13 protein-coding genes are annotated in these 14,609 nt (G+C 69.6%); 6 read left to right on the plus strand and 7 right to left on the minus strand.

Annotated features, from left to right (window positions below; all coding sequences use genetic code 11):
* Positions 1 to 197: 197 nt before the first annotated feature.
* Positions 198 to 563, minus strand: a complete 366-nt coding sequence (locus DK368_RS18370; protein WP_114395441.1) for a thioredoxin domain-containing protein — start codon at positions 561 to 563, stop codon at positions 198 to 200.
* A 211-nt stretch (positions 564 to 774) separates the two neighbouring features.
* Between DK368_RS18370 and DK368_RS18375 the strand changes: the two genes are divergently transcribed.
* A complete protein-coding gene (locus DK368_RS18375; RefSeq protein WP_240002565.1) occupies positions 775 to 2,253 on the plus strand; it encodes a methyl-accepting chemotaxis protein in 1,479 nt (492 codons plus the stop codon).
* Positions 2,254 to 2,262: 9 nt separating this feature from the next.
* Here DK368_RS18375 and ptsP read toward each other — a convergent pair whose 3' ends face one another.
* The 6 genes from ptsP to addA form a co-directional block, all read right to left on the minus strand.
* Positions 2,263 to 4,002 (minus strand): phosphoenolpyruvate--protein phosphotransferase, encoded by a 1,740-nt coding sequence (ptsP, locus tag DK368_RS18380; protein ID WP_240002573.1) that lies wholly within the window; start codon positions 4,000 to 4,002, stop codon positions 2,263 to 2,265.
* A 125-nt stretch (positions 4,003 to 4,127) separates the two neighbouring features.
* Entirely contained in the window at positions 4,128 to 4,427 is a 300-nt protein-coding gene (locus DK368_RS18385; protein WP_114395443.1) for an HPr family phosphocarrier protein, read from the minus strand.
* Positions 4,428 to 4,430: 3 nt separating this feature from the next.
* The gene (locus DK368_RS18390) at positions 4,431 to 4,832 is read right to left on the minus strand and encodes a PTS sugar transporter subunit IIA (protein WP_114395444.1); all 402 of its coding nucleotides are present in this window, start codon (positions 4,830 to 4,832) and stop codon (positions 4,431 to 4,433) included.
* A 27-nt stretch (positions 4,833 to 4,859) separates the two neighbouring features.
* Entirely contained in the window at positions 4,860 to 5,810 is a 951-nt protein-coding gene (gene rapZ, locus DK368_RS18395) for an RNase adapter RapZ (protein WP_114395445.1), read from the minus strand.
* Between the two features lie 4 nt (positions 5,811 to 5,814).
* The gene (locus DK368_RS18400; RefSeq protein WP_114395446.1) at positions 5,815 to 6,297 is read right to left on the minus strand and encodes an HPr kinase/phosphorylase; all 483 of its coding nucleotides are present in this window, start codon (positions 6,295 to 6,297) and stop codon (positions 5,815 to 5,817) included.
* 69 nt (positions 6,298 to 6,366) lie between these two features.
* Positions 6,367 to 9,954, minus strand: coding sequence for a double-strand break repair helicase AddA (gene addA, locus DK368_RS18405; RefSeq protein WP_240002566.1), 3,588 nt, complete (start codon positions 9,952 to 9,954; stop codon positions 6,367 to 6,369).
* Between the two features lie 108 nt (positions 9,955 to 10,062).
* Here addA and cysK point away from each other — a divergent pair, with 108 nt between their 5' ends.
* The 5 genes from cysK (at position 10,063) to mutM (ending at position 14,597) form a co-directional block, all read left to right on the plus strand.
* Positions 10,063 to 11,043 (plus strand): cysteine synthase A, encoded by a 981-nt coding sequence (gene cysK, locus DK368_RS18410; RefSeq protein ID WP_114395448.1) that lies wholly within the window; start codon positions 10,063 to 10,065, stop codon positions 11,041 to 11,043.
* Between the two features lie 540 nt (positions 11,044 to 11,583).
* Positions 11,584 to 12,375 (plus strand): TSUP family transporter, encoded by a 792-nt coding sequence (locus tag DK368_RS18415; RefSeq protein ID WP_114395449.1) that lies wholly within the window; start codon positions 11,584 to 11,586, stop codon positions 12,373 to 12,375.
* 43 nt (positions 12,376 to 12,418) lie between these two features.
* Positions 12,419 to 13,210 carry a HesA/MoeB/ThiF family protein gene (locus tag DK368_RS18420; protein ID WP_162306099.1) on the plus strand — a complete coding sequence of 264 codons (792 nt, stop codon included), beginning with the start codon at positions 12,419 to 12,421 and terminating at the stop codon, positions 13,208 to 13,210.
* Positions 13,211 to 13,217: 7 nt separating this feature from the next.
* The gene (locus DK368_RS18425; RefSeq protein WP_114395451.1) at positions 13,218 to 13,640 is read left to right on the plus strand and encodes a DsrE family protein; all 423 of its coding nucleotides are present in this window, start codon (positions 13,218 to 13,220) and stop codon (positions 13,638 to 13,640) included.
* Positions 13,641 to 13,754: 114 nt separating this feature from the next.
* The gene (mutM, locus tag DK368_RS18430; protein WP_114395452.1) at positions 13,755 to 14,597 is read left to right on the plus strand and encodes a bifunctional DNA-formamidopyrimidine glycosylase/DNA-(apurinic or apyrimidinic site) lyase; all 843 of its coding nucleotides are present in this window, start codon (positions 13,755 to 13,757) and stop codon (positions 14,595 to 14,597) included.
* Positions 14,598 to 14,609: the final 12 nt, after the last annotated feature.

Genomic DNA, 14,609 nt, shown 5'->3' on the forward strand with positions numbered 1-14,609 from the left:
CGACTACCTGAGCCCGGTGGAGTTCGAGGCACAGGACGAACCACCAGTGCCGCCCGGCCGGGCGGCACTGGTGGCGGAAACCATGCTGTAGCTTTTGCGACATGTCTCAATGATGGGGTGCAGTCCAGTGTCTCCCCTTGCTTTGTGCCATCGTTTCATCAACGCACCGTCAGGGCGGCGCGGTCCGGCCCGGGAAATCAGGTGGCCAGCTGACGCTGGATGGCGGCACAGAAGGCCTCGGCCCCGGGCCAGCTGGTGATGCGGCCACGCAGCCTGCCGCGGTGGAAGACGAAGAAGGCCGGAATCCCGTGCAGGCCGAAGCGGGTGGCCATCTCGAAATCATCATAGACATTGTCATGCAGCCAGCGGACGCCCGGCCAGGAGAAGCGGGCGGGATCGGCCAGCAGGGCATGCTTGGCCAGATCGCAGTTCGGGCAGTCACGGCCCCACAGGAACAGGATATCGAGCGCCTCCGCCTCTGGTTCGGCCAGAACCGCGTCGAGGTCGGCGCTGAAGACGGGGCGCATAGGGAAACGCCGGAAGAAGTCGGGCGGTGGCGGCATGACATCGGTCCTGGGAATACGGCAAAGCCGGAAGGGCTTCTGAGGTGGTGGCCCTGGCCGGCGACGGAAAGGGGCCGTCCCCTGCCACGCCTTCGACCGCCGCGGCCTTCGTCCAGATAGCCCATCGGATAGGCTATCCAAATTCGCGCACGCGAGCGGGCGAACGGATGTCAGTTTGGATGAGCCGTTCGCCCTGCCATGGATAAGCGTCATGTTGAGCCGTTTCCGCCGGAATGACCGCCTGCTCGCCCAGACCGGGATGCTGGATCAGCTCAGCACCAAGGTGATGGTTGCCGATGCCGATCTGACCATCGTCTATATGAACCCGGCAGCCTTGGACTTGATGCGCGAGGCGGAAGCGGATCTGCGCAAGGAACTGCCTCAGTTCCGCGTCGATACGCTGATCGGCAGCAAGATCGACGTTTTCCACAAGACCCCGGACCGGCAGCGCCATATTCTGGTGGCCCTGTCCAAGCCGCACAACGCCACCATCACCATCGGGCGCCGGATCTTCGATATCGGGATCTCGCCCGTCATTCAGGGCGGCAAGCGCGTGGGCTTCACCGTGGAATGGACCGATGCCCGGCACCGGTTGCAGAACCGCGATTTCAGCGCCCAGATCGATGCCATCAATCGTTCCCAGGCCGTGATCGAGTTCACGCCGGACGGCACCATCGTCGCTGCCAACGAGAATTTCCTGAAAACCCTTGGGTACACGATGCCCGAGATCCAGGGAAAGCAGCACCGCATGTTCGTGGAGGCGGCATATGCCGCCAGTCCCGACTACACCGCCTTCTGGGACCGGCTGCGCGCCGGCGAGTATCAGGCCGCCCAGTTCAAGCGCATCGGCAGGAACGGCAAGGTCGTCTGGATCGAAGCTTCGTACAATCCGATCCTGGACGATGCCGGCCGCGTGGTGAAGGTGGTCAAGGTCGCCACCGACATCACTGCCCAGGTGGAGTTGCTGGCCAATCTCAAATCCCTGATCGACCGCAACTTCGGGGAGATCTCCAGCGACATCGACCGCTCCAGTGCCGAAGCCGGGTCCGCGGCACTGGCAGCGGGAGAGGCCGCCAGCAATGTGCAGGCCGTGGTGGCGGGCGTGGATGAAATGGCCGCGTCCATCGACGAGATTTCCCGCAGCATGACGAAGTCGCGCACGGCGACCGAGGCGGCGGCCCAGCGGGCGGCGGTGGCGGAGCAGAGCACCAGCCGGCTGACCAATGCGGCGCAGGCCATGAACGGGATCATCGCGCTGATCCAGGACATCGCCGGACAGATCAACCTGCTGGCGCTGAACGCCACGATCGAGGCGGCGCGGGCCGGCGACGCGGGCAAGGGCTTTGCCGTCGTGGCGTCGGAGGTGAAGAACCTGGCCAATCAGGCCGCCCGGGCCACGGAGCAGATCTCCGGCGAGATCGACAGCATCCAGTCCACCTCGACCGATGTGGCCGGGGCGCTGGACGATATCCGTGCCGCCATCACCTCGGTCCAGGAACTGGTGACCACCACCGCCTCCGCGGTCGAGGAGCAGAGCGCCGTGACCCGCGGCATGCTGGGCAATGTGCAGAACGCCTCCCAGGCCGTCAGTACGGTGTCCGCCAATGTGGGCAGCATTTCCGCTGCCGTCGGTCAGGTCGCCGGCGCCGTGGGCAAGACGCGTGAGGCCGCACAGGTGCTGGTGCGCTGACGGCCGGGGTCAGCCGGCCGCATCGTTGAAATCATCCAGCAGCGTGGCGATGCGGCCACTGTCGCTTTGGATCATGATGCTGTCGGCGCGGCGCGTGGCCTCGATCAGGTCCAGGCAGCGGGTCCGGCGCTTCACCAGCGGCAGATTGGCCGGTGCCATCGACAGTTCCCGCACACCCAGCCCCAGCAGCAGCGGCGTATAGCGCGGGTCGCCCGCCATCTCGCCGCACACGGACACGGGAATACGGCTGCGCAGGGCCGCCTCCACCGTGAACTGCACCAGCCGCAGCACCGCGGGGTGCAGCGGGTCGTACATATGGGCCACCTGCTCGTCACCACGGTCGATGGCCAGGGTGTACTGGATCAGGTCGTTGGTGCCGATGGCGAAGAAGTCGCTGACCGTCGACAGGCTGTCGGCGGACAGGGCGGCGCCGGGGATTTCAATCATGGCGCCCAGGCGCGGCAGCACCGGCGGCAGCTTGACGCCGCGCCGGTGCAGGCGGCGGGCCACGGCGTGCAGCATGGTGCGCACGGCCCGCATCTCGGCCATGGTCACGACCATGGGCACCAGGATGCGCAAGGGACCATGGGCCGCGGCGCGCAGCATGGCGGCCAGCTGCGTTTCCAGCAGGCGCGGCTCCTTCAGCCCCAGGCGGATGGCGCGCAGCCCCAGGGCCGGGTTGGCCGGATCGCCAAAATGCTGGCGCAGGGCGGTGGCCAGCTTCTCCCCGCCGACATCCAGGGTGCGGGCGGTAACCGGCCGGCCATCCATGCGCTCGACGATGCCGCGCAGCGTCTCGTACTGCTCGTCCTCGTCCGGCAAATCATCCCGGTTCATGAACTGGAACTCGGTCCGCAGCAGGCCGATCCCGGCTGCGCCCAGCTCCAGCGCGGTGTCCAGTTCCCGCGGCAGTTCCAGATTGGCGTGCAGGGTCACCTCGGTGCCGTCACGGGTGATGGCCGGCAGCCGGCTGAGGGTCTTCAGCTGTTCGCGCTCGGCCCGCCAGGAGGCGCTGCGGCGGCGGTACTCGTCCAGGACCGATGTCTGGGGATTGAGATGCACCCGGCCGGACAGGCCGTCCACCACCACCATGTCGCCATTCTGGATGCCCTGGAGCAGACCGGGGGCGCCCAGCACCGCCGGCAGGCCCAGCGAGCGGGCCATGATGGCCGTATGTCCCTCGGCTCCGCCCAGCAGGGTGGCGAAACCGGCGATCCGCCGCGGGTCCATCAGCGCCGTATCGGCCGGCGTCAGTTCCTCCGCCAGGATCACCGAGCCGGCCGGCACCATGGAAAAGGCCTGGAACGGCGACTCCATCAGGTTGCGCACCAGCCGGCGCCCCACCTCCCGCACATCGGCGATGCGGGCCGACAGATAGGCGTCGTCCATGCCGGCGAAGCTCTGGGCGATGGCGTTGATCTCCGCCTGCACCGCCGCTTCGGCATTCTGGCGTTCGGCGCGGATGCGCCGCTCCACACCGCGGATCAGGCGGGAGCCGGACAGCATGGCCAGATGCGCCTCCAGCAGGATGGCCACATCCTCGGCCGCCGCCCCCGGCAACAGCGAGGCCTTGCCCTGGAGCTTGCGCAACTGGCGACGCGCCTTCTCGGTGGCGGCGGAGAACCGTTCCACCTCCGCCTCGACCGCATCGGGCATCAGCACATATTCCGGCACCTGCACGGCGCCGGCCTCCACCACATGGGCGGGACCAATGGCGATGCCGGGCGAAACGCCGAGTCCACGCAGGATGCGCTCCTGCCCGTGGGCAGGTTCCTGTGCGGTTCCATGGCTGGACGGATCGCCGCGGTTGCGGTCGGAACGGAATGGCGACAAGGGACTGCGAGCCCCCCTTTTTCGGGTTGGGTCTTCCGGGATCAGTCTTCGTCGAACTTGCGGTCGACCAGATCCGTCAGGGCGCGCAGGACATCGTCCGCCTGGGGCCCGGAAGCGGTCAGGGTGATCGACGTCCCCGGCCCGGCGGCCAGCATCATCAGTCCCATGATGCTCTCGCCGCAGACGGAGGTATCGCCGCGCAACACCTCGACCTCCGCCTCATAGTCGGCGACCAGTCGCACGAACTTGGCGGCGGCGCGGGCATGCAGCCCGCGGCGGTTGCGGATGGTGACGACGGCCGTGCGGGCATCGCCGGCCTCGGCCTGGTCCTGGACCGTCATGGCTCACCCATCCGCCAGCAGCGACGAGGCGACATTGATGTATTTGCGTCCGGCCTCCTGGGCCGCCTGCACCGACGCCTTCAGACCCTCGGTCTTGCGGACGCTGGCCAGCTTGATCAGCATCGGCAGGTTGACGCCGGCGATCACCTCCACCTTGGCCCGGTCCATGATGGAGATGGCCAGATTGGACGGGGTGCCGCCGAACATGTCGGTCAGGACCACGACGCCGCTGCCGCTGTCGCATTCGGCGACACGGGCCAGGATGTCCTCCCGCCGGCGCTCCATGTCGTCGTCGGGACCGATGCAGACGGCGCCGACCTGCGGGGTGGGCCCCACCACATGCTGGAGGGCGGCGATGAATTCCTCGGCCAAACGGCCGTGCGTGACAAGGACCAAGCCGATCATTGGATTCCCTGAGTCTCCCTGCCCGCGTTACCGGCCGCCCGATGCCGCCCGCCCGGGCCGCGAACGGTCGTCCAGCGGCTCAACCGGCCCCCCCGGTTCCTTGCGGTCGAGGTCGCGGTGCCCCTCCACCACCTTATATCCATGGTCGCGCAGCCACATGGCAAGCCTGTGCGTGATGTGGACAGAGCGATGGCGGCCGCCGGTGCAGCCGATGGCAATGGTCAGATAGTGCTTGCCCTCGCGCACATAGCGCGGCAGCAGCGGCCCGATCAGCCGGGTCAGGTTCGCGAAGAAGCCGGCATAGTCCGGGTCGCGCTCCACATAGGCGGCGACGGGCGCATCCAGCCCGCTGAGCGGGCGCAGGGCCGGTTCCCAATGGGGATTGTCGAGGAAGCGCACGTCGAAGACGATGTCGGCCTCCCGCGGGACCCCCTGCCGGTAGGAGAAGCTGGTGACGAAGATGTGGAGCCGCGGCTCGGCATCCAGCCGGAACACCTGCCCCAGGTGGCGGCGCGCGTCGTGGATGGATAGCTGCGAGGTGTCCAGCACCTCGTCGGCCGTATCCTTCAGCGGCTGCAGCAGCTGGCGTTCGCGGGCGATGCCGTCCAGCACCGGCCGGTCGGCGGCCAGCGGATGCGGCCGCCGTGTTTCGGTGTAGCGGCGCTGCAGCACCTCGTCGGAAGCGTCGAGGAACAGCAGCTTGACCGCCATGTCGTCCCGCAGCCGCAACAGGCGCAGTTCCTCCAGCAGCCCCTCGGCATCGAAATCGCGGGTGCGGCTGTCGATCCCGACCACCAGCGGCCGGTCGTGGAACTGCGAGACCAGGGCGTGCAGCAGCGACAGCCGCAGATTGTCGACCGCCTCGTAGCCCAGATCCTCCAGCGACTTCAGGGCCGTCGACAGGCCGGCGCCGGACAGGCCGGTCACCACCACCAGGGGCAGCCGGGCCGGGCCGGCCGAGGGATCAAGGGTCGTCATGGCATCACCTGTGATTGCATCGCCCGTGCGCCCATCCTGCCGGGGACGGTGTCCCCGGTTCAGTGGAAATCTGGGCCATGGCCGTCGCCGCTGCAAGCCGTAGCTTCGCCGCGGCGGAGGCCTCGAAAGGGGCCAGTGACAGCCGCGGCAGGGTGACGCCGCAGATTTCCTCGTCCTGTGGTTCCGGAAGGCGCGGCACATCCGCGGGCGGCACCAGATCGACCAGCAGCAGCACCGGCGTCGGACCATCGGCCGGAACCGGCAGGATGCCCAGGCCCCGCACCTCCAGCAGTCCGGCCAAGGGCGCGGGACAGGCGGCCAGCAGCCGGTCGCCCTGCCGCGCCAGATCGACCCGGTCGTCGGCCACCAGCCGGGCACCGCCCTCGATCAGGCGCAGCGCCAGGTCGGACTTGCCGGCCCCCGAGCGCCCCCGCAGCAGCACCCCGGCCCCCGACAGGCTGACACAGGTGGCATGGATCTGGATCATATCTCCCCCGCGCAGCCGGCCCGCGCCGCCGGAGGCTAGCAGAGGCGGGCCGAAACGGCGAGGGGCGCATCAGGCCGGGTCATAGGGGGCCAGCCGGTCGGGACTGATCTCCATGGTATAGGGACCGTCGGTCCACAGCAGCACGCAGCGGATGGTCCGGCCGGGATAGACGCGGCGCAGCGCCGCCCGATAGGCCGCCATCTGGGCCAAATACAGCGGGGCCACATCCTCCTCGCGCGTGGGCGGGGGACGGTTGGTCTTGTAATCCACGATCCAGACAGCCTCGTCGGTCAGGCACAGCCGGTCGATCTGGCCCGACAGCACCCGCCCCCCGACCACGCCGACAATCGGCACCTCGGCCCGGCTGCCGGGACCGAACAGCGGCGCGAAGCGGGGGTCCTCCAGCACACGCAGGGCCTCGCCCGCGATCTCGGCCTGTTGGGCGGGGTCAAGCCCATGGGCCGGCCGGGCCAGCCAGGCGCGGGCCGCCCCGTCCCGGCGGTGCGGCTCGATCTCGGGCAGCACCTGCAGCAGCTTGTGGATCAGCGTGCCGCGGCGGAAGCGGTGGCCGTCATCGGCCCCCAGCGGCGAGCGCACCGGCGGTTCCACCCCTTCGGGGCGCGAGGGCGTCAGCGGCCGGGCCGGCGTCGGTTCCTCCGGCGCCGGGGTCCTTGCCCAGTCCGGCAGCCGGACGCTGGCCTCCGGTTCGGCCCGGTCCTTGTCGTCGCTCCGCGGCGGGTCGATCTGGGTGTCGTACAGATGCAGGCCCTTGCCCTGCCAGCCGGCGGGGCTGACCTGGGAGAAGTCGTAGTCCCGCTCCTGGGCCATGTCGGCCAGAGCCTCCTGCACCAGCGCGTACCAGGCGCCGTCCGGGGCCTTGCGGCTGCCCTCATAGCCGCAGACCACCAGCCTGTCCTCGGCCCGCGTCAGCGCCACATAGAGCAGCCGCCGGTATTCCTGGTCGCGGCGGCGGTCGGCCGCGGCCCGCGCCGTGCGGCAGGCCGTGTCCTCCAGGGCGCGGCGGGGAGCGAACAGGGGCACCTCGCGCCCGTCCGTGCCATCGGGCCAGAGGATGCGGGGCGACTGGTCGGGCACGCCCATGGTGTCGGGCAGGATGACGAGGGGGGCCTGCAACCCCTTGGAGCCATGCACCGTCATGATGCGGACGCGGCCGCCGCCCGGCCCGCCGCCGGCATCCAGCTCACGCTTGATCTCGGCCTGGCTGGCCTCCAGCCAGTGCAGGAACCCCTGCAGCGACGGCACATGCTCGCGCTCATAGGCCAGGCAGGCGGTCAGGAACTCGTCCAGCGGGTCCACCGCCTCCGACCCCAGCCGGGCCAGGATGGCCCGGCGGCCCGACCCGCCCACCTCCAGCCGGGGATCGGCCGGGCAGGGGCGGGAAAGCAGACCGGCAAACAGCTCGAACGGCGCGTGGAAATCGGTTTCCGCCAGCAGGCCGTGCAGCCAGTCATGGGCCGGCCGGAAGGCGGCGTCCTCCTCGGCCTTGCGGGCCAGGGCCGGCCACAGCCGGCCGCTGCGGTCATGGGCGATGGCGAACAGCTGCTCCTCACCGAACCCGATCAGCGGTGATTTCAGCACCGTGGCCAGGGTCAGGTCATCGTCCGGCAGCAGCAGGAAACGGCCCAGGGCCATCAGGTCCATGACCGCCAGCTGTTCGGTCAGCACCATGCGGTCGACACCGGCCACCGGCACGCCCCGATCCTTGAGGTCGCGCACCAGCTGCTGCACGAACTGGTTGCGGCGGCGCACCAGCACCATGATGTCGCCCGGCCGCAGCGGCCGGCCGCGGGCCGGCAGCATCTCGCCGCTGTCGAGCCAATGGCGGATCTGGTCGGCCACCAGCGTGGCCAGCCGCGCCATGGGCCGGGCCGCCTGTTCCGGCGTCAGCGGCAGGGCCCAGGGTTCCGCCTCCGCCGTCTCGGCCGGGCTGACCAGGGGCCAGACCTCCACGGTCCCGGCCATGCCGCGGCGGAAGGGGACGTGCCGGATCTCCTGGCCGGGGGCGATGACGCCGTCGCGCGCCGCTTCGCGCAGGAACACGGCGTCCACCGCCGCCAGAACGGCCCGGACCGAACGGAAGGAGATCTGCAGGTCGATGCCGCTCCAGCGGCCCGACGCCGCGGTGATGCGCGTCTGGAAATGCCGGCGCATGCGCGCGAACTCGGCCGGGTCGGCGCGCTGGAAGCTGAAGATGGACTGTTTGTCGTCGCCCACCACGAACAGGGTGCGGCTGCCGGATGCTCGCGCGGGCGACTCGGCCCCGTCCCCGGCGAAGAACTCCTCGGCGATGACCTTGACCACCGCCCATTGCTCCGGGTTGGTGTCCTGCGCCTCGTCGACCAGGATGTGGTCCAGGCCGCCATCGAGCTTGAACAGCACCCAGGCGCAGGCATCGCGCTGTCCGCCCAGAAGCTGGCTGGCCGTCAGGATCAGATCGTCGAAATCCAGCAGCGCCCGCCCGTCCTTCAGCCGGCGGTAGGTCGCCAGGATGGCTTCCGACAGGGTCAGCAGCGCCGCCGTGCTGCGGGCCACGCTGACGCAGCGCAGCCGCTCCATCACGGCCATCAGCCGCCCGGCCTCGGCCTGCAGGGCCGCCAGCGCCGCCGGATCCTTCTCCGCCGCCTTCTTGCCCAGCAGGGCTTTCCGCATGTCCCCGTCGCGGGTCAGGAACAGCAGCCCGTACTCCTGGAACCCATGGATGCGGCCGTCCGCCCGGTCCAGCCAGGCCTGGATGCCGATGCCGCGCTCGCCGTCGGTCTTGCCGCTGTCCGCCAGGGCCCGGCAGGCGGCGCGCAGGCCGGCGTCGTCGAACGCCCCGTCGCGGCAGGCTTCCCGCACCACGTCGGCTTCGGTGGTGCCGGGCGGCACATCGAGGGTGCGGCCGATGGCGGCGATGGCGCCGGACAGACCGCCATGACGGTCCAGGATGCGGCGGATGCGGCCGCGCTCCATGGTGATGTCCTGCAGCAGCCGGCCGAATTCGTCCTCCGACACCGCGGCGGCCAGCACGGCCACCGCCTGTCCCAGCGCCCCGTCCGGATCGAGTCGGGCCGCCGTCAGCACCTCCTGCTCCGCCTCGGCCAGCAGCTCGGCCGCGGTGCGGTCGTCCATGACCTCGAAATTGGGGGCGAGGCCGGCTTCCAGCGGGAAGCGGCGCAGCAGCGACTGGCAGAAGGCGTGGATGGTCTGGATCTTCATCCCGCCCGGCGCCTCCAGCACCCGGGCGAACAGGCGGCGGGCCGCGGTGACCTCGTCCACCGTGGGGGCGCTGCCGGTCAGGTCGCGCAGCTGGCGTTCCAGTGCCGCCTCGTCGGCCACGGCCCAGCCGGACAGGCGGGCGGCGATGCGGTTCGCCATCTCCGCCGCCGCCGCCTTGGTGAAGGTCAGGCAGAGGATGCGGGCCGGCGCCGTGCCGGCCAGCATCAGCCGCAGCACCCGGTCGGTCAGCACCTTGGTCTTGCCGGTCCCGGCCGAGGCCCCCACCCAGACCGAGGCGGTGGGGTCCGCCGCCCGCCGTTGCAGCACATTGGGATCGATCCGGTCGGCATCGGCCGGTTCGGCGGGACCAGGGGGGAAGAGATCGACGGCGCTCATGCCGCCAGCGTAGCGGCAGGGGCGGGCAGGGGTCCAGGGCATAGGCCCATCGGCGAACTTTCTCTGCTTCCCCTTTGTGCGGCGGCACAAAGGGGCTTATATACAGCGCAGGAACGGATTTAACCGCAATTCACACTTCGGAGACGTGTTATGGCCGCATCCGAGAGCCAAGCCGCCGCGACCGAGTTCCGTGGCCGCATCTATGACAGCATCCTGGACACCATCGGGGCCACGCCGCTGGTGCGGCTGCCGCGCCTGTCGGCCCGGCACGGGGTGGTGGCCGACGTGGTCGCCAAGTGCGAGTTCTTCAATCCGCTGTCCAGCGTCAAGGACCGCATCGGCAAGGCCATGATCGAAGCCGCCGAGGCCGAGGGCAAGATCGCGCCGGACCGCACCACCCTGATCGAGCCGACCTCGGGCAACACCGGCATCGCCCTGGCCTTCGTCGCCGCCGCCAAGGGCTACAAGCTGATCCTGACCATGCCGGAGAGCATGTCGGTGGAACGGCGCAAGATGCTGAAGCTGCTGGGGGCCGAGCTGGTGCTGACCCCGGCGGCCCAGGGCATGAAGGGTGCCATCGCCCGGGCCGAGGAGCTGGTGGCCTCCACCCCCGGCTCCTACATGCTGCAACAGTTCAAGAACCCGGCCAATCCCGCCATCCACCGCGCCACCACGGCCGAGGAGATCTGGCGCGACACCGCCGGCAAGGTGGATGCGCTGGTGTCCGGCGTCGGCACCGGCGGCACGCTGACCGGCATCGCCGAGGTCATCAAGGCCCGCAAGCCCGACTTCAAGGTGGTGGCGGTGGAGCCGGAGGACAGCCCCGTCCTGTCCGGCGGCCTGCCCGGCCCGCACAAGATCCAGGGCATCGGTGCCGGCTTCGTGCCCGACATCCTGGCCAAGGACCAGATCGACGAGGTGCTGCGCATCTCCAACGTCCGCGCCTTCGAACTGGCCCGCGAGGCCGCCCGTGTCGAGGGGCTGGCCGTGGGCATCAGCTCCGGCGCGGCCCTGGCCGCCGCCTTCGAACTGGGCAGCCGCCCGGAGATGAAGGGCAAGCTGATCGTCGTCATCCTGCCCAGCTTCGCCGAACGCTACCTGTCCACCGCCCTGTTCGACGGGCTGGACTGAGACCGGTCCCCCCTTCCGGTTGCCCTCCGTTGGCTTAAGGTGACGCCAAGGCGACCTTAAGCTGACGGCAAGGCGACTAAGGTGACAGTGGCCGCAAACGATGTCGCCTGGTATGGCGTTGATGCTAAAGGAATATTTTCCTTAAGGTGACAAAGGTGACGGGTTTTCGACCCTGGTCGCCTTTGTCAGCCCTGTTGCGTTAAGCTTGGTTGCGTCAAGCCTGGTTTCACATGTTCAAGATCCCGGCGTCCCGGATGGGGGGGCCGCGATCAGGGGAGCATGATATAGGATTTTTGTCCAGGGCATGATGGGCGTGGCGCCTGTCCCCCGGCTGCCCGCCTGCGCCGGCATGATGCCGCTGGCCGGTGCGGGAACATCGCGGTTCCGGCGCCGCGACGACGGGGAACCGGCGGAGACAGCCCGGCAGAGACAGCCCGGCGGAGACAGCCCGGCAGAGACCGCAGCGTCCGGCGTCGGCGCAACCCACCCTTCCGTTGGCGGCATTGGGAGGAGACGCGGCTTTCCCCCTATGGTCGCCCCATGGATCCGTCGCAGCTGCTCTTCCTCGTCCCCACGGCCTTTGTCGCCGGCTTCATCGACGCCATCGCCGGCGGGGGCGGGCTGATCACCATTCCGGCCCTGCTGTCCACGGGCATCGCCCCGTCGCAGGCCCTGGCCACCAACAAGCTGCAGGGCGCCTTCGGCACCATGATGGCGACGCTGACCTTCTGGCGGGCCGGGCAGATCGACATCCGGTCCATGCTGTTCCCGGTGGCCTGTGTGCTGGTGGGCGCGGCGGCGGGAACCATCGCCGTGCAGATCGTCGGCTCGGGCCTGCTGTCGGCGGTGATCCCGGTGCTGCTGGTGGCCATCGCCACCTATTTCCTGTTGAGCCCGCGGGTCGGCGACATGGAGGCGCAGCAGCGCATCTCGCTGCGGGCCTTCGGCCTGAGCGTGGGCATCGGCATCGGCTTCTATGACGGCTTCTTCGGGCCGGGGACCGGCAGCTTCTTCGCCCTGGGCTGCGTCGCCCTGCTGGGCATGACCCTGCGCAAGGCCACCGCCACCACCAAGCTGCTGAATTTCACCAGCAATGCCGTCAGTCTGGCCGTCTTCGCCCTGGGCGGGGAGATGCTGTGGAGCGTGGGGCTGGCCATGGCCGTGGGTCAGGTCACCGGCGGCTATCTGGGCAGCCACGCCGCCCTGCGCTTCGGCGCCCGGCTGGTGCGCCCGCTGCTGGTGCTGGTCTGCCTGGGCATGACGGTGCGGCTGGTCTCCAACCCCGACCACCCCATCTATGCGCTGGTGCGCGGGCTGTTTTCCGCGGGATGAGCGCCCGGCCCGTTTCCCAATCCCTGCCAAGGACCGCGTGATGATCGACCTGACCGACTCCCAGATCGAACGCTATGCCCGGCACATCATGCTGCCGCAGGTGGGCGGCAGCGGGCAGGCCCGGCTGCTGTCGGGGTCGGTGCTGGTGGTGGGGGCCGGCGGGCTGGGGGCGCCGCTGCTGCTGTATCTGGCCGCCGCCGGCGTCGGCCGCATCGGCATCGTCGATCACGACCATGTCGACCTGTCGAACCTGCAGCGCCAGGTGATCCACGACACGGCCGGCATCGGCCTGCCCAAGGTGGACAGCGCCGCCGCCCGCATCCGCGCCATCAACCCCGATGTGGTGGTGGAGCCCCATGCCGCGCGCCTGACCCGGGCCAACGCCCTGGACCTTCTGGCCCGCTATGACGTGGTGGCCGACGGCACCGACAATTTCGCCACCCGCTATCTGCTGAACGACGCCTGTTATTTCGCCGGCAAGCCGCTGGTCAGCGCCGCCATGCTGCGCTTCGACGGGCAGCTCTCCACCTTCAAGGCGCATCTGGGCGAGCCGCACCCCTGCTATCGCTGCCTGTTCCGCGAGCCGCCCCCGCCCGGCACGGTGCCGAGCTGTTCCGAGGGTGGGGTCCTGGGTGCCCTGGCCGGCGCCATGGGATCGCTGCAGAGCGTGGAGGTGCTGAAGGAGCTGCTGGGCATCGGCGAGAGCCTGTCCGGCCGGCTGCTGCTCTATTCGGCGCTGGAGACCAGCTTCCGCAGCATCAAGGTGCGGCGCGACCCGGATTGCCCGCTCTGCGGCGCCCATCCGACCATCCGCGATCTGTCCGCGCATCCGTGAGGGAACCATGCCCGACGGCACCCAGGGTCTGGCCATCATCGTCCAGTCCGGCGGCTATGACCGCGTCCATTACGCCCTTGTCCTGGCCAGTGGCGCCGCCGCCACCGGCCGGCCGGTGATCCTGTTCGTCACCGGGCGGGCGCTGCCCGTGCTGCTGGACGGGCAGGGCTGGCTGCGGCTGGATTTCTCCGACGACGGCACCAGCCCCGAAGCCCGCGACGCCATCCTGGCCCGGCGCGGAGTCGCCACCATGGAGGAGTTGCTGGAGGCGCTGCCCGAACTGGGCGTGCGCCTGATGGCCTGCGAGATGGGCTGGCGGGCTCTGGGCATCCACGATCCCCGCATCCGCCCCGGCCTGACGGTGGAGACCGCCGGCGTCGTCACCCTGTTCGGCGCCGTTCCGCCGGGGCACCAGATGCTGTTCGTCTGACGGGGGAGACGGTCCGTTCCCGTGTCAAAGCGCCCGCCCACGGCCTGGGGGGATGGGCGGACGGAGGGAAAGGAGGTATGTCTAGGGGTCGGTGACACCCCCCGACCGGATTCCATGCCTGAACTGCCCGAAGTCGAAACCGTCCGCCGTGGTCTGGCCATGAAGCTGGAAGGCAGGGTCCTGAAGCGGGTGCGGCAATACCGGCCGGACCTGCGCTTCCCCCTGCCCGCCGATTTCGCCACCCGCATGACCGGCCGGCGCGTGCTGTCCCTGGATCGGCGGGCCAAGTACATCCTGGCCCGGCTGGATGACGGCATGGTGTGGATGACCCATCTCGGCATGTCCGGCAGCATGGTGGTGAAGCCGGGACCCGCTGGAACTCCCGCCCCCCACGACCATCTGGTGTTCGAGACCGATGACGGCTGGGTCGTGACCTATAACGATGTCCGCCGTTTCGGCTTCATGGATCTGATCGATGAGGACAGGCTGGACAGCCACCCCCTGCTGGCGTCCCTGGGGCCGGAACCGCTGGGCAACGGCTTCAACGCCACGCAGCTGTCGGACAGGCTGGCCGGCAAGGTCACACCGATCAAGGCGGCGCTGCTGGACCAGACCGTGGTGGCCGGCCTGGGCAACATCTATGTCTGCGAATCCCTGTTCCGGGCCGGCATCGACCCCACCCGGCCGGCGCAGACGGTGGCCGGGGCCGATGCCGAACGGCTGGTGCCGGTCATCCGTCAGGTGCTGACCGAGGCCATCGCGGCGGGTGGCAGTACGCTGCGGGATTTCGTACAGTCCGACGGCGAGCTGGGCTATTTCCAGCACAGCTTCACCGTGTACGGGCGGGAGGGGCAACCCTGTCCCGGCTGTACCTGCGATATGGAAAAGACCGGCGGGATCGCCCGGATTGTCCAGTCCGGCCGTTCCACATTCTATTGCCCCCGGCGGCAACGGTAGGAGAGGAGGCAA

It is taken from the genome of Oleisolibacter albus, from assembly GCF_003336875.1.
GTDB classification, from domain to species: domain Bacteria; phylum Pseudomonadota; class Alphaproteobacteria; order Azospirillales; family Azospirillaceae; genus Niveispirillum; species Niveispirillum album.